Source organism: Variovorax sp. ISS6 (assembly GCF_056523145.1).
Genome location: NZ_JAWRZC010000001.1, coordinates 6,446,531 through 6,465,060, shown reverse-complemented (window position 1 = coordinate 6,465,060; position 18,530 = coordinate 6,446,531). Strand labels below are relative to the sequence as shown.

Here is an 18,530-nt window from a genome sequence, read left to right as displayed (position 1 = left end):
TTGGGGGAAGGGGGTCCGGCGATGGATTCTTCTTGTTCCGGCCGGCCCGGACCTGGCGCCATTGCCGGTCCGTGGAGGCTGGATGTTTGTTGCATCATGCTTCAGCAACTGTCCGCGATCAAGGCCGCGGCGGGTAGGAGAGGGCCGCAATAACCCTCGGATGCGCGGCCCGCCGGGTCGCTCGGCTATCGTCGCGGCCATGAACGCCTCCCTCCGCCTGGGTTGGCGCACGCTCTGGCGCGACCTGCGCGCCGGCGAGCTGCGCCTGTTGATCGTCGCCGTGCTGCTGGCCGTGGCCGCGCTCACGGCCGTCGGCTTCTTCGCCGACCGGTTGCAGGGCGGCCTGAAGCGCGATGCGCGCCAGCTGCTGGGCGGCGACGCGGTGATCGTCAGCGACAACCCGACGCCCGAGGCCTTCGTGGCGCAGGCGCGCTCGCTGGGGCTGCAGTCCGCCGGCACCTACGGATTTCCGACCATGGCGCGGGCCGACGACGCGCAGGGCGGCGCGAGCAAGCTGGTGGCGCTGAAGGCGGTGGCCGAGGGCTATCCGCTGCGCGGCAATGTGCAGACCGCCACCGCTCTCGGCGCGCCGGGCGCGGTCACGCGCGACGTGCCGGCGCCGGGCGAGGTCTGGGTCGATGCCTCGCTGCTGGACTCGCTCGCGCTCAAGGTCGGCGACACGCTGCTCTTGGGCGACACCGGCCTGCGCGTGGGCCGCGTCATCACGCTCGAGCCCGATCGCGGCGCGGGCTTCATGAGCTTCTCGCCGCGCGTGATGCTCAACCAGGCCGACGTGCCGCGCACCGGCCTCGTGCAGCCGGCCAGCCGCGTGGGCTACCGGCTCGCGGTGGCGGGGCCCGATGCGGCGGTCAAGCGCTTCGTCGACTGGTCCGAGGCGCAGATCAAGAAAGGCGAGCTGCGCGGCGTGCGGCTCGACTCCTTCGAGAGCGGCCGGCCCGAGATGCGCCAGACGCTGGACCGCGCCGAGAAATTCCTGAGCCTGGTGGCGCTGCTGGCGGCGCTGCTGTCGGCGGTGGCGGTGGCGCTGGCCGCGCGCGGCTTCGCGGCCAACCACCTCGACGACTGCGCGATGCTGCGCGTGCTGGGCCAGAGCCAGCGCACCATCGCCTGGGCCTATGCCTTCGAGTTCGCGGTGGTCGGGCTGGTGGCCAGCGCGCTCGGCGTGGCGATCGGCTTCGGCGTGCACTACGTGTTCGTGCTGCTGCTGGCGGGCCTGGTCGAGACCGCGCTGCCCTCGGCCACGCTGTGGCCCGCGGCCTTCGGCCTGGGCATGGGTCTCACGCTGCTGTTCGCCTTCGGGCTGCCGCCGGTGCTGCAGCTCGCGCGCGTGCCGCCGCTGCGCGTGATCCGGCGCGACGTGGGCGGGCTCAAGCCGGCTTCGCTGGCGGTGCTGGGCATCGGCGTGGCGGGCTTCGCGGCGCTGCTGATGGCGGCCAGCAGCGACATCAAGCTGGGCCTGATCGCGGTCGGCGGCTTCGCGGGCGCGGTGGCGGTGTTCGCGCTCTTGAGCTGGCTCGCGGTCAAGCTGCTGCGGCGCAGCGTCAACGAAACCACGGCGCCGCGCTGGCTGGTGCTGGCCACGCGCCAGATCTCGGCGCGGCCGGCCTATGCGGTGGTGCAGGTCAGCGCGCTCGCGGTCGGTCTGCTGGCGCTGGTGCTGCTGGTGCTGCTGCGCACCGACCTGGTGGCGAGCTGGCGCAAGGCCACGCCGCCCGATGCGCCCAACCGCTTCGTCATCAACGTGATGCCCGACCAGAGCGAGGCCTTCCAGAAGGCGCTGCGCGGCGGCGGCGTCGACAAGTTCGACTGGTACCCGATGATCCGCGGCCGCCTGATCGCGATCAACGACAAGCCCGTGACGCCCGACGACTACACCGAGGACCGCGCCAAGCGGCTGGTGGACCGCGAGTTCAACCTCAGCAACAGCGCCGAGGCGCCCGCGCACAACAGCATCGTGGCCGGCCGCTGGACGTCCGGCGCGCAGGGCGAGGTGAGCGTGGAGGAGGGCCTGGCCGAGACCCTGGGCCTGAAGCTCGGCGACAGCCTGCGCTTCGACATCGGCGGCATGCAGAACGACGCGCGCATCACCTCGCTGCGCAAGGTCGACTGGGGCTCGCTGCATGCCAACTTCTTCGTGATGTACACCGTGCCCACGCTGGCCGACGTGCCCACCACCTACATGGGCGCCTTCCGCGCACCCGAGACCCGGGGCTTCGACAACGCGCTGGTGCGCGCCTTCCCGAACGTGACCAACGTCGACATGAGCGCCACCATCAACCAGGTGCAGACGGTGCTCGACCAGGTGATCCGCGCGGTCGAGTTCCTGTTCGGCTTCACGCTCGCGGCCGGGCTGGTGGTGTTGTTCGCGGCCGTCACCGCCACGCGCGAGGAGCGCGCGCGCGAATTCGCCGTGATGCGCGCGGTGGGCGCGCGCGCCAGCCTGCTGCGCCAGGTGCAGCGCGCCGAACTCGCGGGCGTGGGCTTGCTCGCGGGCTTCCTCGCGAGCATCGTGGCCTCGGTGATCGGCTGGGGCCTGGCGCGCTTCGTGTTCGAGTTCACCTGGACCGCCTCGCCGATCGTGCCGGTGGCCGGCGCGCTCGCCGGTGCGGTGCTCGCGCTGGGCGCGGGCTGGTGGGGGCTGCGCGAGGTGCTGCGCCGGCCCGTGGTCGACACGCTGCGGCGCGCGGCCGAATGAGCTGAGTCGCAAGCAAGGCATCGCGCGCCGATTTTTTTCGCGCGCCGATCGGAAAGGGGCCGGGAGTGCACTACATTCCCCGGCCCTGCTTTTTTGTGAATCGACTTTCCCGCATGCGCCTGGCGTCCTTCCAGATCACCCACTTTCGCTCGATCAACGACAGCGGTCCCATCGAACTCTCCCGGATCACCACGATCCTCGGCCGCAACGACACCGGCAAATCCAACCTGCTGCGCGCGCTGCACAGCCTGAACCCGGCCGAGGGGCCGGTGAGCGCGCTGAGCCCGATCAAGAACTTTCCGCGCCATCGCCGCCTGAGCGAATGCACGGCCGACACGCCCGTGGTCCACACGCGCTGGCGCCTCGAGCCGCAGGAGCAGGCCGAGCTGGTGCGCCTGCTGCCGCGCGCGTCCGGTGTGAGCCACGTGACCGCGGGCCGCGGCTATGGCCCGGCGCGCTGGGCCGGCCTCGAGGGCCTGGGCGACCTGTCGATCGATGTCGGCGATGCCAAGGGCAAGATCCGCAAGATCGTGCCGGCCGTGAAGGCCGCGGCCGAGAAGCTGGCCGACGAACTGCGCGCGCCGCTCGAGCAGGCGGCCGATGCCTTCGATGGCGCGATGATCCTCAACCCCGACCTGCTCAAGTGGTCCGAGGGCGCGCAGCTCGCCCTGGCCGCGCTGCGCCAGGCATTGGCCGCGGCCGGTGCCGAGCTGGCCGACAAGCCCGCGCAGATGGTGACCGAGCTCGAGGAGCTGTCGCTGTCGATCGTCAGCGACGGGCCCGCGCTCGCGCGCGCCAAGGACTGGATCCTCGCGCGGCTGCCGCGCTTCGTGTTCGTCGACGAGTACCCCGCGCTGCAGGGCCGCCAGAACATCGCCGACTACCTCTCGAGCGAGGCGCGCGACCACCTCTCGAGCGCGCAGCGCAGCTTCGGCACCCTGTGCCGCGCCGCCGGTCTCGATCCGCGCGAGCTGCATGCGCTGCACGAACGCGGCGACCAGGCCACGCGCAACCAGCTCGTGAACCGCGCGGGCGCGGCGATGACCGCCGAGATCCGCCGGCTGTGGAAGGACCGGCCGCTCAAGGTGCGCTTCAACCTCGACGGCGACGAGTTCGACACGCTGGTGTCCGACCCGGGCGGCGCCTACGAGGTCGAGGTCGGGCTCGACGAGCGCAGCCGTGGCTTCCAGTGGTTCTTCGCGTTCCACGTGGCCTTCTTCGCGGGCCTGCGCGGCGAGGCCGGCGAGCAAGGCGATGGCGGCATCGTGCTGCTGCTCGACGAGCCCGGCCTGCACCTGCATCCGCGCTCGCAGGCCGACCTGCTCGCGCACTTCGAGCAGGACTTCGCGCAGCAGATCGTCTACACCACGCACTCGCCCTTCATGGTGCCGGCCGGCGACAAGGCCTCGGTGCGGATCGCGCAGCTCGAGGGCGGCGCGGGCACCACGCTGAGCAGCCGCGAGCTGGCGGCGATCGGCGGCAACGCGCGGATCGGCGCGCTGTTCGACCTGGCGCAGGAGCCGCCGGCTGCGTCAGCCGAACCGGCCGCGGTGGCCGAAGCGGCGGTGGCCGCCTGAGTCAGTCGCGCCCGACGTCTTCGTCGGTCGGCGGCGGAAACATCCGCTCGACCGCGAAGTCCACGAAGGCCCGCACCTTCGGCGAGAGCTGCCGGCTCGACGGCCACAGCGCCGAGAACTGGCCGCGGTGCGTGACGTGGGGCACGAGCACGCGCTGCAGCTCGCCGCGCGCCAGCGCATCGCGCGCGAGGAAGTCGGGCATGAAGGCGATGCCGAGCCCGGCGATGGCGGCGCCGAGCATGGCCTCCATGTTGTTGCACAGCATCGCGCAGGGCAGCCGCTCGGGCAGGCCCGGCAGGGTCCAGTCCTCGATGCGCGTGCCGGTGACGAACTTGTAGCGCAGGCAGGCATGGTCGGCGAGGTCGGCCGGCTGCTGCGGCACGCCATGGCGCGCGAGGTAGGCCGGCGCGGCCACCAGCAGGAAGCGGAACGGCCCGAGCCCGCGCGCCACCAGCCGCGAATCGACCAACTCGCCGCTGCGGATCGCCACGTCCACGCCCTCGGCGATCACGTCGACCAGCCGGTCGTTGAAGTCGAGGTCGAGCTCGATCTGCGGATAGCGGGCCTGGAAGTCCGGCAGCATCGGCAGCAGGAAGCGGTAGCCGATGGTCGGCAGGCTCACGCGCAGCCGGCCGCGCGGCTGGGCCACGGCGTCCTGCATCATGGCGCGCGCATCGTCGAGCTCGTCGAGGATGCGGCGGCAGCGCTCGTGGAACATCGCGCCTTCCTGCGTGAGCCGCACCTGGCGCGTGGTGCGGTTGAACAGCCGCAGGCCCAGCTGCTGCTCGAGCCGCGCCACGTTCTTGCCGACCGCCGAGGCGGAGATGCCGAGCAGCCGCCCCGCCTTGGCGAAGCTCAGCAGGTCGGCCGCCCGCACGAAGGATTCGAGGCCGCTGAAACTGTCCATCGATTGGCAACCTCAGGTTGGGAGTGAGTGGAGTTGTGCCTCCATTCTCTTTGCATTCAATCATTTTTATCTTCTCTTCACGCCGATCAGGGCGTCGGCCGGGCCTCCGGACCGGCGCCGCCCGGCCTGTCTTCGGTCCTGCGTGAAGGGTGTCCATGTCTTCTTCTTTTCCGTCTTCGTCTTCCCCGGCGCCACGCCCGTACTGGCTGCTCGCCGCCGTCTGCCTGGCCGCGATCGGCATGCCGCTGAGCTTCACCGGCCCGGCCGTCGCGCTGCCCGCCATCCATGCCGCGCTGGGCGGCAGCCCGGTGCAGCTCAACTGGGTCACCAATGCCTTCATGCTGAGCTTCGGCGGCACGCTGATGGCGGCCGGCGCGTTGGCCGACGCCTGCGGGCGCAAGCGCGTGTTCGTGCTCGGGCTGCTGCTGATCCTGCTGGGCAGCCTGTTCGCGGTGTGCGCGCCGGGCATCGTGTGGTTCGACCTCGCGCGCGCCGCGCAGGGGCTCGGTGCGGCCGCGGCCTTCGCCGCCGGCACCGCCGCGCTGGCGCAGGTCTTCGACGGTGCGGCGCGCACGCGCGCCTTCAGCCTGATCGGCACTTCATTCGGCGCCGGCCTCGCCTCGGGCGCGCTGCTCGCGGGCTGGCTCGGCGAGCGCTTCGGCTGGCAGGCCGTGATGTGGAGCCCCGCGCTCGTGAGCCTCGCGGCGCTGGCGATCGGCGCGGCGTGCATGCGCGAGTCGCGCAACCCGCAGGCCATGGGCCTCGACGTGCCCGGCACCCTGAGCTTCACGGGCGCGCTGAGCCTGCTGACCCTGGGCGTGCTGCAGGCGCCCGACAGCGGCTGGGGCAGCCCCTGGGTGATGGGCGCGCTGGCCGGCGCCGTGCTGCTGGGTGTCGTCTTTGTCGCGATCGAGCGCCGCGTCGCGCATCCGATGCTCGACCTGACGCTGTTCCGCTATCCGCGCTTCGTCGGCGTGCAGCTGCTCGCGAGCGCGCCGGCCTACGCCTTCGTCGTGCTGCTGGTGCTGCTGCCGATCCGCTTCGTCGGCCTCGAGGGACGCGATGTGGCCGAGACCGGCCGGCTGATGCTCGCGCTGTCGGGGCCGATCCTCGTCGTGCCGACCCTGGCCGCGTGGCTCGCGCACCGCTTCCCGGCCGGCGCCATCTCGGCCGTGGGCCTGCTGGTCTGCGCCGTGGGCCTCTATGCGCTCGGCCGCTGTGCACCGGGCGCGGCACCGCGCGAACTGCTGCTGCCCCTGCTGCTGATCGGCGGCGGCATCGGCCTGCCCTGGGGCCTGATGGACGGGCTCGCGGTCGGCGTCGTGCCGCGCGAGCGCGCGGGCATGGCCTCGGGCATCTTCAACACCGTGCGCGTGGCGGGCGAGGGCATCGCGCTCGCGCTGGTGGGGGCGGCGCTGACGGCGCTGGTGGGGGCGCGGCTGGCGCATCTGCCGGGCGTCGGCTCCCTGGCTTCGGGATCGTCGGCCGCGTCGCAGGCCGCGCAGCAGGTCACGACCGGCGGCCTGCAGCAGGCGCTCACGCTGCTGCCGGGCCTGGACCGCGCCGCCGTGCTGCAGGTGTATGGCGATGCCTTCGCCACGCTGCTGCTGGGGCTCGCGGCCGTGACGGTGCTGACGGCGGTGGTGGTGTTCGCGTTCCTGCGCGGCGAGGAACAGGCGCAGGGAGCGGAGGCGGCGCTGAACTGCCCGGCGTCCTGAGGGGCGCCCGCGCGTCAGTCGAGCCGGATGTTCGAGCCCTCGAGCCGGGCCTGGCCGGCGCCCAGCGGTTGCACCTTGGCGTCGTCGGCTTCCACGTTCGTGAAGTCGACCGTGCGCACGATGGTGTTGCCGAGCAACTCCAGCGTGCCGATGCGGCTGTGCTGCAGCTCGAGGCGGCCGAACTCGTTGCCTTCGAAGCGCACATGGGCGCTGCGCAGGTAGGTGGCGTCGAGGTGGTCGATGTGGCTGTTGCGGAGGGTGAAGGTCTGGTTGACTTGAGGGGCGACGCCTTCGGCCTTGGAGCCGACGAGGCCGAAGCTGAGTTCGACGGGCTTGCCGCCGCCAAGGAACTGGACGTTGTCGATCGTTGCGTGCAGCGTATCGGCCGACACCAGCTTGAACGGGGAAGGCCCTTGCGGGCTGGACTTGAACTGGCTGTCGCGGACGGTGATGCGCAGCCCGCCACCGATGCGCGCCAGCAGCGATCCACCGCGCACGCGCTCTATCAGGATGTCGCCCTTCACCTCCGCGCGATTGAAGTCCAGGTGATCGACGACCGTGTCGCGTACCGTCAGTGAGGCGAGGCCCGCGGGCACCATGTTGAAGAGCCCCCTAAGCCGGCAGTTCTCGATGAGGACGGTGGCGTTCTCAGGGTGATAGGACACGCCGTCGAAGTCGCAGTCCCTGGCGACCAGGCCCGTATCGGCACTGATGTCGAACCACTTGATCACGCAGCCCAGAAAGGTCGCGTCGCCGTAGGTGCCGATCGCGCCCTGGCGGTTCCTGTCGCTGCTCGAGCCGATGAAGCGGCATTTTTCGAACACCACGTTCCTGCTGCCTCGCTGGCCGCCCCAGTTCGAGTTTCCCTGGGAATAACAACCGTGGAAGCGCACGTCGGTCATGACGCCGAATTCGATGACGCCGGCGAAGTGGCAGTTGCGAAATTCGACATTGGCCATCGCTTCGAGGCGGATCTGGTAGCCGCCCGTGAAATCGCAATCGACGAACTTCAGATGGCGCCACACCTGTCCGTGAAACTGCGTGCCGTCGAACGATGCCCCTTCGATGACCATCGGCGCATTGCCTGTCTCCTTGGCACGCGCGGCATCGTCCTTCAGGTACTCGAAGGTCTTGCCGAATTCCTTGATGTCTTTCTTCATGAGGCGGCAGCTGGTCAACAGTGGGATGGACGGCGCGATCGACAGGCTTGCGATCGAGGTGAACAGGTGGCGGCGTTGCATGGGGTCCTCGTCAATCCAGTCGGATGACTTTCTTGGGGTCCGGATAGAGGTTGCCGGCCGGCGTCGGGTACTTGCCCCAGGTGCGATGGAGCCAATCCCAGTCGGGCACTTCGCCTTGCTCTCCCGCGCGGCGGCGCATGAAGTCGATGAAGGTGGTGCCCAGGCGGGCGGTACCGATATCGAGGGGGAAAAGCCAGGGGTCGTCGACATTCATGTCCGTGCTCCAGTCGGGCGTGCCCTTGGCGATCGCCGGTGATTTCAGGACGACTTCGCAAAAGGCCTGCGGGGCCCGTTCGATCACCTGGTGGCGGTCCCCGGGACGCGATGTCTCGCGTTCTTCTGTAGTCTCGTTGGCGCTGTGGAGTGAGACCATTCCGCTGGCCAATGCATCGAGGTCGCGTGGGTTGAAGACGAGCGTTCTTTGCCGACGATGGACGAGCGCGGGTTCGAGGCGATGCCATCGTGGCCGCGTCTTCTTGAGTGCGTTTCCTTGGCTCTCGACCATCTCGCACACCCACACCCTGACCCCCGCGATGCAATCCAGCACCGCCATCCGCTCGCTCAACACCACCTCGACCTCCGGCGACCGCCGCGATGTCAGCAGCCCCGTGCGCTGTGCCCAGACGAACCGCAGCGGCGGATCCTTCGGATGCATCAGGTGGAGGTAGTCCAGCGCCACCGCGAGCCGGGGTCGCCCCGTCCCCGTCGCGCTTCGCACCTGCGAGAGCCGATGGCGCACCGGGTCGAGCACGCTGCCCGCGGGCGGGCGCAAGGTCCAGCCCGCGAGTTCGCCGTCGAGGTTCTGGTAGCCGATGGGTCCGCCGCAGCTCGACACGACGAAGCGCGTGGCGCGGCCATCGCCCGCCTGCGGTCCCTCCAGCCCAGGGTCTCGGGCGCTCGTGACCTCGACGCGTCCCCTGGACCGCGCGCTGCGCGCGGCCTGGTAGACGCCGGCGCGGTGGCTGTGGCCGCTGAAGTGCCAGTCGACCCGCGGGCCATCGCCGAGGACCAGGTGGTCGAAGTACCAGCGCAGCCTGCGCTCGCAGGTGCCCATGTTGAAGGCGGTGAGGCCGCCCGGGCTGTGGAGTTGGCCATCGGGCGTGTCGGCCGGCGTGAAGCCGGCATCGGCGGCCGAGAAGGGCACGCCCTGGTCGTAGCTGAAGATGGTGAAGTGGCTCGCCACGAGCAGCGATGCGCCGCTCGCGGTCTTGAGCTGCTGCGCATGCCGCAGCAGCGCCTGCTGGCCGGGACTGAAGCTGCTCGCGGCGCGCGGCAGGATCATGGCGCCCTGGCGGTCCACGCCCACGCTGCCGGTGCCGCCCGCGAGGTTCTGGAAGTTCTCGTGCTCGCCCCAGGCCAGCCCCACGAGCAGCTGGCCGGCCGTTCGCGCGCCCTGCGGGCCACCGAGCCCGACGACGAAGTCGCCGAGCGGATTGAACAGCGCGCCGAAGAGATCGAAGTTGGCGGCGTCGTAGTTGAGCGAGGTGTAGGTCTGGCCGTAGGTCGGGCCATAGGCGAGCGCGGCTTCGTAGATCGTGAGGTTGTGGTCGGCCGCGATGCCTTCGTTGGCGCGGGTCGGCGAGAAGCGGCTGGCCTCCTCGAGCCGGCCGCGGTGCCGCGCGAGGGCCGGATCGGTGCGCTCCACGACCGACGGGCCGGCATGCCGGCCGGCGTTCTCCATCGCGCCGAGCGCCATGCCCCAGCCGCCCACGCGCGGGCTGATGCCGTAGGGCATCTCGTAGGCCTCGTGGTTGCCGGTGGTCATGAACACCGGCAGCCTGAGCCGCGCATAGGCATGCCGCACGAGGCTGTAGACCTGCATGTCGTCCTGCCAGCGCGCGTAGAGATCGGCGTCGTGCGCGTTGCCGAGGATGTTGAAGGCGCGCCATTGCTCGCCCAGCGTGGCGCCGGCGCGCGCGGGATCGATGTTGCGGTTGAAGTCGATCAGGTCGCCGGTCAGCAGCAGGGCGCTGTCGGGCTCGCGGCTCGGGGCGACGGCCTCGAACAGGCCGCGCAGGTGCAGGAAGGCATTGCACAGGGTGCGCGCGGCGAAGGGTTCGGCGAGCGGGCCGGCGCCTTCCGCGCCCTCGAGCAGGATCGCGCGCGAACGGGCCAGCGCCTGCTGGCGCAGGTTGACGTGCACGTCGCTCAGGTGCGCGATCCGCAGCGTCGGCGTGCTCGCGCGGATCACGGGGTGCCAGGCCTGCAGCCGCGGCCGGTCGGCACCGGGCGCGCCGATGCGTGTGGCGCCGATGGCATCGACGTCGTACTCGCGCAGGTCGCCGATCGCTCCGCCGCGCGTGCCGCGCTGCGCCTGCAGGAAGCGCTGGACCAGCAGGTCCTGGTAGTGCGCGGCGCAGGGCGCATCGCCGCCGGGCCAGGCCTTCTTCTCGGCCGGCGTCAGCGCGACCATCCAGGCGAAGCTCAGGAAGCCCGAGGCGTCGATGCGCGTGAAGGGCGCAGTGCGCGGGTCGAACTCGATCTCGTAGAGCGTGCCGCCTTCGAACTCGCGGTAGAGCCGCATGCCCGCGGGCGAGATGCCGAAGGCCGTGCCGTCGCTGCAATGCACGATCGTCTGCGCGCGAAAGGGGCCGAGGGCGCGCGTCGTGAGCGCGGCGCGTGCCTTCGCGTAGGTCCGGCCATCGCCGAACAGCGTGCCCTGCGTCGTGTCGGTATCGTCCGGCTTGCGTTCGATGGGGCATAGGCGCAAGTGGCGGTCGATGTAGGGATGCGCGGCCTGCGCGAGTCCGGTCGTGGCGTCGACGGCGAAGCGGCGGCTGTCGTTGGCGTTCACGCCGATCACGAGGCGCGCGCGGGTCTGGCCCGGTGCCAGCACGAGCGGGCAGCCGAGGCTGGGGTAGAGGATGACGGCAGCGACCCGTGCCGTGGCCTCGGAGGGATGGCAACTGACGCCGCGGTCGTGCTGGCCGTTGCCGGCGTTGGCGAGGCTGCTGGCGATGTCCATGGGCGGTTTCTTTCGTGGGCGCTCAGTGGGGCGAGACGGTGGCGGTGAGCTCATGGCCGGTCGCGCAGCCCGCGATCTCGCGCGCCATGTCCTCCAGCACGCGCGCCGCATGACGCCGGCGCTCGGCGTCGAGGACCTCGGGTGCGATGCCGGCAACGGCGCGCAGGAGACCGCCATTCCCCGTGCGGGCGCCGGCCGCGAGCGCGCACATCCAGGGCTGCTCGAGGATCGCGGGATGCACGCGCAGGCACAGCGCCACCGCGATGCGTTCGTCCTGCCAGCCCGCGAGGCCCAGCGCTTGCGCACGCGCCAGCGCCCGCCTGGCGATGGCACGGTGCAGCCAGCACGGAACGCCATCGAGTTCGCCGGCCGCAACGTCCTCGTCGAGCACCAGGTGCAGCAGGCGTTCGGCGCGGTTGAGGGCGTCGATGCGCTCGAGCAGCGCTTCGTCCAGCACCAGCGGCTCGGTGCGAGGCGCCGCCACCGGCCGTGCGGCGCCCGCGCGGTGTTCGAGCGCGAAGCGGGCATTCCAGCCCCACCAGCCGTCGAAGGCCCCCACGAAGGCCTGGCGTTCCGCCGCGGGCCAGAGGTCGACCATCGCCATGCCGGTACAGGCATCGAAACAGCGCAGCAGCAGACCGGTGCGCCCGCCCTCCGCATCGACCATGGCGGCGTCGAGCCAGCTGCGCAGGTGGTTGGCGAGCCGCGGCATCGGCAGCGGGCTGCCGAGCAGCAGCAGGGCCTGCGGTAGCGCGGCGATGCGCGCCAGCTCGTCGATGGCCATGTCGGGCATGCGCGCCGGCAATGCCACGAGCCAGGGGCCGTCGTTCGCGAAGCGCGCCTCGGGCGTGCCGTCGAGCAGTGCGTGCGCCGCGAGGCCGTGGCACGCGATCCAGCGCGCGAGCGCGCCTTCGGGCACGCAGAGCGCCGCCTCCACGAGGGCATGAACGGTGGCGCCCGCGGGCGCCGCGTGCAGCAGATGGCGCAGGTCGCCCGCCAGCCGCCGCAGCAGCGCCGCCTCGATCGATGCCATGGCCGTCATTCGCGCGGCACCACGCCGGATCGCTGCGCGCGGGCGCGTGTCATGCAGGCCTCGCAGACGCTGGCGGCCTCGGCGGTCGGGCGCGTGTCCGGTCCCGGCGTCGCATGCAGGGCCGCATGCTCGATCCAGCTGCCGGGCGTGCCATGGCGGATGCCGCCCTCGCGCCATTCGCTGAAGCTCGCGCCGCCCACCAGCGTGACCTTCTTCTTGCCGACGATGTAGACCGTGTCCTCGGTGCTGACGATGTCGATGTCCTTCGATGCGGTGGTTTCGATGGCATCGCTCTGCGCCTCGAAACGGACTTCGCCTTCCGAGGCGAGGGCCCGGATGCCATGGCGCTTCGCGAAGACGCGCAGGCCCTCGGCGACGCTGGCCAGCAGCCGTCGGCCGGCGCCGATCGAGGCATGGCCGCCGCTGCTGAACTGGGCGTGGGCTCCGCTGTGGCCGTGCAGCCCCTGGTCGGCACTGAAGGCGATGCCGGCGGGGCTCGCGAGCACCAGATGCGGCGCGTCGAGTTCGGGGAAGTCGCCGCGCGTGCCGCGCAGCGCATCGTTCTGCCGCCGCAGCGCGGCCGCGACGATGGCCTGGTCGTCCTCGCCGTCCTGCGCGCCGGCATGGCGCGCGGCCAGCGCGAGCGCCTCGACCCGGCCGGCGGCCCGCGCCAGCCGCCGCGTCGTCTCGTCCATGTGCTTGGCATGCTTCGCGGCATCGGGCCGCGCCTCGGTGCTCAGGAGCAGGCCGTCCTGCGCGCGCAACACGCCCTGCGCGTCGGTGCGCAGCTCGAAGCCCTGGCCGCGCGCCTCCTTGCGCCCGGCGTTGTCTTCCACGCGCGTGAGAAAGCCCAGGCCCAGGCTCGAATGCCCGTGGTCGCTGCGCAGCTGCGCCTGAATCTCGCCTTCGCTGTCGTCCATCAACAGGTGGTTGCAGCGGCCCGCGGCGGCATTGCCGCCATGCGGTGCCAACTCGCGGCTGCGCAAGCCGCTCAGCGCGCCCTGCGCGGGCAGGGCCCAGGGCGGCAGGTTCAGCGCGTTGTGAACGCGCCCGGTGCAGACCGGCAGGTCGGGGTCGTCGCCGATGAAGTCGACGAGCACCTCCTGTCCGATGCGCGGCACGTGGATCGCGCCGAGCTGGTTGCCGGCCCACGGCGAGCAGACGCGCAGCCAGCAACTGCCGTGGGCGTCGTGGGTGCCGAGCCGGTCCCAGGGGAACTGCACCTTGATGCGGCCCAGCGCATCGGTCCAGAGGTTCTCGCCCGCGGGGCCGACCACCGTGGCCACCTGCGGACCGCCGGCGCGCGGCTTGGGCTGCGTGGGTACGGGCCGCAGCGTTTCGGCCATCGGATGCGCGACCAGCTCGACCTCGGCGCGCCAGCGCTGCGGGTTCGCTGCGTTGCTCTGGCTGTCGTGGCCCGTGTCCTCGAGCAGGAAGCGCGCATGGAGCACCAGGTACTCGACGTTCGCGGCCGCGCGCGGATGCTTGCGCAGGCCGAAGCTGCATCCGGGCACCATGCCGCGCAGGTTGCCACTGGCCCGCGCGCGTGCACCGTGCGTGCGCAGCGCCTGCATGCGCAGCCGCGCGAGCAGCCGGCCTTCATCGAAGGGATCGTTGCCGGGCGCGGCGCCCGCTCCGGGCTGCGCGACATGGCTGCCGGCGCGGGCGTCGTGCCACTGGTAGACCTCGCCGTCGGCCTGGCCCGTGGGGCGCGGGTCGCGCTGGCCGGCGCCGAGGTCGGCGTGCGGCCGCAGGTAGTCGTGGTCGCGGGTGGCGTAGCGGCCGCTCGTCAGGCGATGTTCGGGCACGAAGCTGTGCAGGTACTCGGCATCGAGCTTCGAGCCCGGCGCGTGGTATTCGACCTCGGCGCAGGCCGGGCTCGCGAAGCGCGCGTGGGCGCCCATGTGGTCGCACAGCACCAGCCGGTGCGCGCCGCGCTCATGCGCGAAGTGGTAGTTGATGCCCCACTCCTGGCACAGGCGGCTGAAGAATGCGAAGTCGCTCTCGTTGAACTGGGTCTGGTAGTCGCGCACCGGATAGCGCTGCGACAGGCGCTTCTCGATCGGAAAGCCATAGGGCTCGAGCAGCAGGTCGAGGATCCGCACCACGTCGAGGTCCTGGAAGATGCGGCAGTCGCTGCGCAGCGTGGCGAGGTGCAGCCAGGGGCGCAGCACGAGCCGGTAGCGCGCGTGGCGTTGCGATTCGCCCAGGCAGGCGGCCTCGGCGATCAGCGCGTTGATCTCGCGGATGCCGCCCTGGCCATCGTCGAGCGCGATCTCGCAATGGAGTTCGCGACCGATGAAGGCATCGAGGTCGAGGTCCGCCGCTTCGGTTGTCTCGAGCAGCAGCTCGTAGTCGAACAGGCCGTTGATGCCTTCCTGCCCCGCGAGGCGCACGGGCTCGAGCGCGGGGCGACCGGAAACGAGAGGGATTGCGGGCGAACGGACCCGCAGGGTGCGTGGTGGCATCGACGACTTCCTGGGTGAGCGAAGCGGTCGGGCCAGTGTGCGGGGCACGCGGCGCCGGGTCTGCAAACAACGGTCAACCCGCGCGGTGGCGCGCCACAAATCCGTGCCGAGCGTGCAAAAGTCGAAGGGGCGCGCACGCGCGCTTCACATGCCGATCACAGTTCGGCGGCTTCGAACACCTCGCGCAGCCATTGCGTGAACACGCGCACGCGCGCCGACAGCTGCCGGTGCTGCGAATACAGCACCGACACCGGCATCGGCGGCGGCGCGAAGCCGTCGAGCACCACCTGGAGCCGCCCGTCGGCCAGCTCCGCGGCCACGCGGTAGCGCGGCACCTGCACCAGCCCCAGGCCCGCGACGGCCGAGCCGGTGTAGAGGTCGGTGCCGGTGACCGACACGGTGGCCGGCAGCTGCAGCGTGCTCACGCGGCCGTCGACGGTGAATTCGAGCGGCACCGGCTTGCCCGTGGCGCTCGAGAGGTAGTCGACCGCGCGATGCGTCGAGCCGGGCGCGGCCAGCGCCGCGGGATCGGCCGGTTCGCCATGCCGCGCCAGGTAGTCGGGGCTCGCCACCGTGACCTGCGGCAGCAGCGCGATGCGGCGCCCGACCATCGAGGAGTCCTGCAGCGTGCCGGCGCGCAGCACGCAGTCGACGCCCTCGCGCACCAGGTCGATGAGGCGGTCGTCCTCGCCGATGTGCAGCGTCAGCTCGGGATGGCGCGCCAGGAAGTCCGGCAGCGCCGGCACCACGAAATGCCGCGCCAGCGTGCCCTGCAGGTTGACGCGCAGCAGCCCCTTGGGCGCCGTGTTGCGGAACAGCCCCTCTGCCTCTTCCATGTCGGCCAGCAGGCGCACGCAGCGGCGGTAGTAGGCCTCGCCATCCTGCGTGAGCCGCACGGTGCGCGTGGTGCGCTCGAGCAGCCGGGTGCCGATGCGCTGCTCGACGCGCTTGATCAGGTTGGTGACGGTGGCGCGCGGAATCTGGAGGTCTTCCGAGGCCTGGGTGAAGCTCTGGCGCTCGGCGATGCGCACGAAGGCCTGCATTTCCTGGAAGCGGTCCATGGCGGTGCCGTCGGTCTATTGTTGAAGTGAATGGAATGGTAATGGCGATTTGACGGTGATTATCTTTTTGGTGGAACGATCGAAGATTCGTCTCACCCACCAACCACCGCAAGGAAACACGCCATGAACCAGTCCTCCAACCCCAAGGTCGCGATCGTCACCGGCGCATCGCGCGGCATCGGCGCCGCCATCGCGCAGCGCCTGTCGGCCGACGGTTTCGCCGTCGCCGTCAACTACGCCTCGAGCCCGGCGCTGGCCGAGGCGCTGGTCGCCCAGTTGCAGGCCGCGGGCGGCCGGGCCATCGCCGTGCGCGCCGACGTCGCCAGCGCCGACGAGGTGCGCCGCATGTTCGACACCGTCGAGCAGCAGCTCGGCCGCGTCGACGTGCTGGTCAACAACGCCGGCATCCTCAAGACCGTGCCGCTGGCCGAGCACGACGACGCGCTCTACGACCAGGTCTTCGACATCAACGTGCGCGGCACCTTCAACACGCTGCGCGAGGCCGCCAAGCGCCTCGCCGAGGGCGGCCGCATCGTCAACTTCTCGAGCACCACGCTGGCGCTGAACATGCCCGGCTATGCGATCTACAACGCCACCAAGGCGTCGGTCGAGGCCTTCACGCACGTGTTCGCGAAGGAGCTGCGCGGCCGCAACGTGACGGTGAATGCGGTCGCGCCGGGCCCGATCGCCACCTCGCTGTTCCTCGACGGCAAGACCGAGGAGCAGGTCCAGGCCTTCGCCAGGATGCCGCCGCTGCAGCGCCTGGGCCAGCCCGAGGACATCGCCTCGGTGGTCTCGTTCCTCGCCGGTCCCGACGCGGGCTGGGTCAACGGCCAGATCCTGCGCGCCAACGGCGGCCTGGCCTGAGCCTTCCATCCATCGAAGGAGAAGCCTCATGAACAAGCAGATCATCCTCGTCACGGGCGCCGGCACCGGCATCGGCAAGCTCAGCGCCCGGTCGCTCGCCGAGGCGGGCCACGTCGTCTACGCCTCGATGCGCGACATCGCGGGACGCAACGCGCCGCGCGCGGCCGAACTGCGCGCGCTGGCGGCAGCCAGGGGGCTCGAGCTGCATCCGCTCGAACTCGACGTGCTGTCGCAGGACTCGGCCGACGCCGCCGCCGCGACGATCGTGCGCGAGCAGGGCCAGCTCGACGTGGTGATGCAGAACGCCGGCCACCTGGTGGTCGGCCCGACCGAGGCCTTCACGCCCGAGGAGATCGTGAAGGTGTTCGACACCAACGTGCTCGGCGCGCAGCGCGTCAACCGCGCGGTGCTGCCCTACCTGCGGCGGCAGGAATCGGGCCTGATGCTGTGGATCAGCAGCACCACCACCAAGGGCGGTTTCCCGCCGTTCATGGGGCCCTACGGCGCGGCCAAGGCGGCGATGGATTCGCTCGCCGTGACCCTGGCCTACGAGATCGCGCGCTTCGGCATCGAGACCTCGATCGTGGTGCCTGGTGCGTTCACGCGCGGCACCGACCATTTCCCGAGCGCGGGCAAGCCGGCCGACGCGGCCACGGCCGCGGCCTATGGCCGCTACGACGGACTGATGGACCAGATCGGCGCGAAGCTCTCGGCGCTGACGCCCGAGCACGCCGATCCGCAGGCGGTGGCCGACGAGATCGTGCGCATCGTGGGCCTGCCCGCGGGCCAGCGGCCGATGCGGCCGGTGATCGACTTCGTGAACGACGGCGCGGCCGAGGTGCTCGAGGTGTCGGAGCGCGTGCGCATCGAGTTCGCGCACCGCATCGGCATGGCCGACCTGCTCGAGGCAAAAGTGCGGCGCTGAGCCGCGCGGTGCAAAGGCGGGCCGGCCGCGCGATCGTCACGAAACCGCGGCCAGTCTTCCTGTCCAATAGCGCCATGGAACATTCGCCCCACGAAGTCGCCGAGCGGCTCAATGAGCTCGAGATCAAGGCCAGCTATGCCGAGGACCTGCTCGAGCAGCTCAACCTCACGATCTACCGCCAGCAGCAGCAGATCGACGGCCTGCTGGCCCAGCTGGGGCAGCTGCGCGAGCAGGTGCAGGCCGCGGGCCAGGGCGGCGCGCCGCGCAACCTGCGCGACGAGCTGCCGCCGCACTACTGAGGCCGAAGCGCCGGCTCAGCCGTGCGCGTGCCAGAGCACGGCGAAGAAGTGGCAGGTGCTGCCCGCGAGCACGAACAGGTGCCAGACGAAGTGGGCGAAGCGCACCTTGGAATCGAACAGGAAGACCACCGCGCTCGCGGTGTAGAACAGGCCGCCGGCCACCAGCCAGCCCAGGCCCGCGCCCGACATGCGCTCCACCAGCGGCACGGCCGCCATCAGCGCCATCCAGCCCATTGCCACGTAGAGGCCGGTGGACCACAGCGGATGCTTGAGCCGGTCGAACAGCTTGGCGCCCACGCCCAGCGCCGCCGCGGCCCAGATCGCACCGAACAGCGTCCAGCCCCAGGGGCCGCGCAGCACGCCGAGCACGAAGGGCATGTAGCTGCCGGCGATGAAGAGATAGATCGCGGCATGGTCGAAGCGGTTGAACCAGGCCTTGGCGCGGCCCATCGGCAGCGCGTGGTAGAGCGTGGAGATCAGGTACAGCACGATCGCGGTGCCGGCGAACAGGCTGGCGCCGACGATGCCGGCCGCGGTGCCCTTCTGCGCCGCGCTGTAGACCAGGATCGGCAGCGAGGCGATCGCCAGCAGCAGCCCGAGGCCGTGGCTCAGCGCGTTGAAGATCTCCTCGAGCGTGGTCTGGTCGCGCACCACGGGCGCGGCGCGGCGGGTGGCGACAGGGGCGGGCGTCGGTGTCGGGTGCATGGTCATCCCAAGAAAGAGTGTCGGTGCTTGCCGTGGGTTCCTCGATGC

At 71.1% G+C, this 18,530-nt stretch carries 13 protein-coding genes; 6 read left to right on the top strand and 7 right to left on the bottom strand.

The genetic code is table 11. The annotated features are described in order from the left end of the window. Window positions 1-199: 199 nt before the first annotated feature. The gene (locus AC1HIL_RS29780; protein WP_479670687.1) at window positions 200-2,716 is read left to right on the top strand and encodes an ABC transporter permease; all 2,517 of its coding nucleotides are present in this window, start codon (window positions 200-202) and stop codon (window positions 2,714-2,716) included. Between the two features lie 113 nt (window positions 2,717-2,829). Then, on the top strand, window positions 2,830-4,293 hold the full coding sequence (locus AC1HIL_RS29775; protein ID WP_479670686.1) for an AAA family ATPase: 1,464 nt from the start codon (window positions 2,830-2,832) through the stop codon (window positions 4,291-4,293). A gap of 1 nt (window position 4,294) precedes the next feature. Here AC1HIL_RS29775 and AC1HIL_RS29770 read toward each other — a convergent pair whose 3' ends face one another. Then, entirely contained in the window at window positions 4,295-5,200 is a 906-nt protein-coding gene (locus AC1HIL_RS29770) for a LysR family transcriptional regulator (protein ID WP_479670685.1), read from the bottom strand. Between the two features lie 155 nt (window positions 5,201-5,355). On the opposite strand from AC1HIL_RS29770, the gene AC1HIL_RS29765 reads away from it, so the two are divergent. Next, complete coding sequence (locus AC1HIL_RS29765; RefSeq protein WP_479670684.1) at window positions 5,356-6,918, top strand: MFS transporter; 1,563 nt, start codon at window positions 5,356-5,358, stop codon at window positions 6,916-6,918. 14 nt (window positions 6,919-6,932) lie between these two features. Here the strand turns inward: AC1HIL_RS29765 and AC1HIL_RS29760 are convergent, their stop codons facing one another. The 5 genes from AC1HIL_RS29760 to AC1HIL_RS29740 all read right to left on the bottom strand — a co-directional run bounded on the left by AC1HIL_RS29760 (window position 6,933) and on the right by AC1HIL_RS29740 (window position 15,686). After that, window positions 6,933-8,159: a right-handed parallel beta-helix repeat-containing protein gene (locus tag AC1HIL_RS29760; protein ID WP_479670683.1), complete on the bottom strand. Its 1,227-nt coding sequence runs from the start codon at window positions 8,157-8,159 to the stop codon at window positions 6,933-6,935. 10 nt (window positions 8,160-8,169) lie between these two features. Continuing rightward, a complete protein-coding gene (locus AC1HIL_RS29755; RefSeq protein ID WP_479670682.1) occupies window positions 8,170-11,124 on the bottom strand; it encodes a metallophosphoesterase in 2,955 nt (984 codons plus the stop codon). 22 nt (window positions 11,125-11,146) lie between these two features. Further along, window positions 11,147-12,157, bottom strand: coding sequence for a DUF4123 domain-containing protein (locus AC1HIL_RS29750; protein ID WP_479670681.1), 1,011 nt, complete (start codon window positions 12,155-12,157; stop codon window positions 11,147-11,149). A gap of 5 nt (window positions 12,158-12,162) precedes the next feature. After that, entirely contained in the window at window positions 12,163-14,625 is a 2,463-nt protein-coding gene (locus tag AC1HIL_RS29745) for a type VI secretion system Vgr family protein (RefSeq protein ID WP_479670680.1), read from the bottom strand. A gap of 155 nt (window positions 14,626-14,780) precedes the next feature. Then, complete coding sequence (locus tag AC1HIL_RS29740) at window positions 14,781-15,686, bottom strand: LysR family transcriptional regulator (RefSeq protein WP_479670679.1); 906 nt, start codon at window positions 15,684-15,686, stop codon at window positions 14,781-14,783. 123 nt (window positions 15,687-15,809) lie between these two features. Between AC1HIL_RS29740 and AC1HIL_RS29735 the strand changes: the two genes are divergently transcribed. From AC1HIL_RS29735 to AC1HIL_RS29725, 3 genes are all read left to right on the top strand, one after another. Beyond that, window positions 15,810-16,553: an SDR family oxidoreductase gene (locus tag AC1HIL_RS29735; RefSeq protein ID WP_479670678.1), complete on the top strand. Its 744-nt coding sequence runs from the start codon at window positions 15,810-15,812 to the stop codon at window positions 16,551-16,553. Window positions 16,554-16,581: 28 nt separating this feature from the next. Continuing rightward, window positions 16,582-17,478: an SDR family NAD(P)-dependent oxidoreductase gene (locus tag AC1HIL_RS29730; protein ID WP_479670677.1), complete on the top strand. Its 897-nt coding sequence runs from the start codon at window positions 16,582-16,584 to the stop codon at window positions 17,476-17,478. A 74-nt stretch (window positions 17,479-17,552) separates the two neighbouring features. Then, window positions 17,553-17,777 (top strand): SlyX family protein, encoded by a 225-nt coding sequence (locus AC1HIL_RS29725; RefSeq protein ID WP_057592973.1) that lies wholly within the window; start codon window positions 17,553-17,555, stop codon window positions 17,775-17,777. A 15-nt stretch (window positions 17,778-17,792) separates the two neighbouring features. Here the strand turns inward: AC1HIL_RS29725 and trhA are convergent, their stop codons facing one another. After that, a complete protein-coding gene (gene trhA, locus AC1HIL_RS29720; RefSeq protein WP_479670676.1) occupies window positions 17,793-18,482 on the bottom strand; it encodes a PAQR family membrane homeostasis protein TrhA in 690 nt (229 codons plus the stop codon). Window positions 18,483-18,530 lie beyond the last annotated feature (48 nt).

Coding starts and splice junctions, on each gene's coding strand:
- AC1HIL_RS29765 (WP_479670684.1), top strand. CDS start 5,356: ATGTCTTCTTCTTTTCCGTCTTCGTCTTCCCCGGCGCCACGCCCGTAC.
- AC1HIL_RS29725 (WP_057592973.1), top strand. CDS start 17,553: ATGGAACATTCGCCCCACGAAGTCGCCGAGCGGCTCAATGAGCTCGAG.
- AC1HIL_RS29745 (WP_479670680.1), bottom strand. CDS start 14,625: ATGCCACCACGCACCCTGCGGGTCCGTTCGCCCGCAATCCCTCTCGTT.
- AC1HIL_RS29750 (WP_479670681.1), bottom strand. CDS start 12,157: ATGGCATCGATCGAGGCGGCGCTGCTGCGGCGGCTGGCGGGCGACCTG.
- AC1HIL_RS29775 (WP_479670686.1), top strand. CDS start 2,830: ATGCGCCTGGCGTCCTTCCAGATCACCCACTTTCGCTCGATCAACGAC.
- trhA (WP_479670676.1), bottom strand. CDS start 18,482: ATGCACCCGACACCGACGCCCGCCCCTGTCGCCACCCGCCGCGCCGCG.
- AC1HIL_RS29770 (WP_479670685.1), bottom strand. CDS start 5,200: ATGGACAGTTTCAGCGGCCTCGAATCCTTCGTGCGGGCGGCCGACCTG.
- AC1HIL_RS29780 (WP_479670687.1), top strand. CDS start 200: ATGAACGCCTCCCTCCGCCTGGGTTGGCGCACGCTCTGGCGCGACCTG.
- AC1HIL_RS29755 (WP_479670682.1), bottom strand. CDS start 11,124: ATGGACATCGCCAGCAGCCTCGCCAACGCCGGCAACGGCCAGCACGAC.
- AC1HIL_RS29740 (WP_479670679.1), bottom strand. CDS start 15,686: ATGGACCGCTTCCAGGAAATGCAGGCCTTCGTGCGCATCGCCGAGCGC.
- AC1HIL_RS29730 (WP_479670677.1), top strand. CDS start 16,582: ATGAACAAGCAGATCATCCTCGTCACGGGCGCCGGCACCGGCATCGGC.
- AC1HIL_RS29760 (WP_479670683.1), bottom strand. CDS start 8,159: ATGCAACGCCGCCACCTGTTCACCTCGATCGCAAGCCTGTCGATCGCG.
- AC1HIL_RS29735 (WP_479670678.1), top strand. CDS start 15,810: ATGAACCAGTCCTCCAACCCCAAGGTCGCGATCGTCACCGGCGCATCG.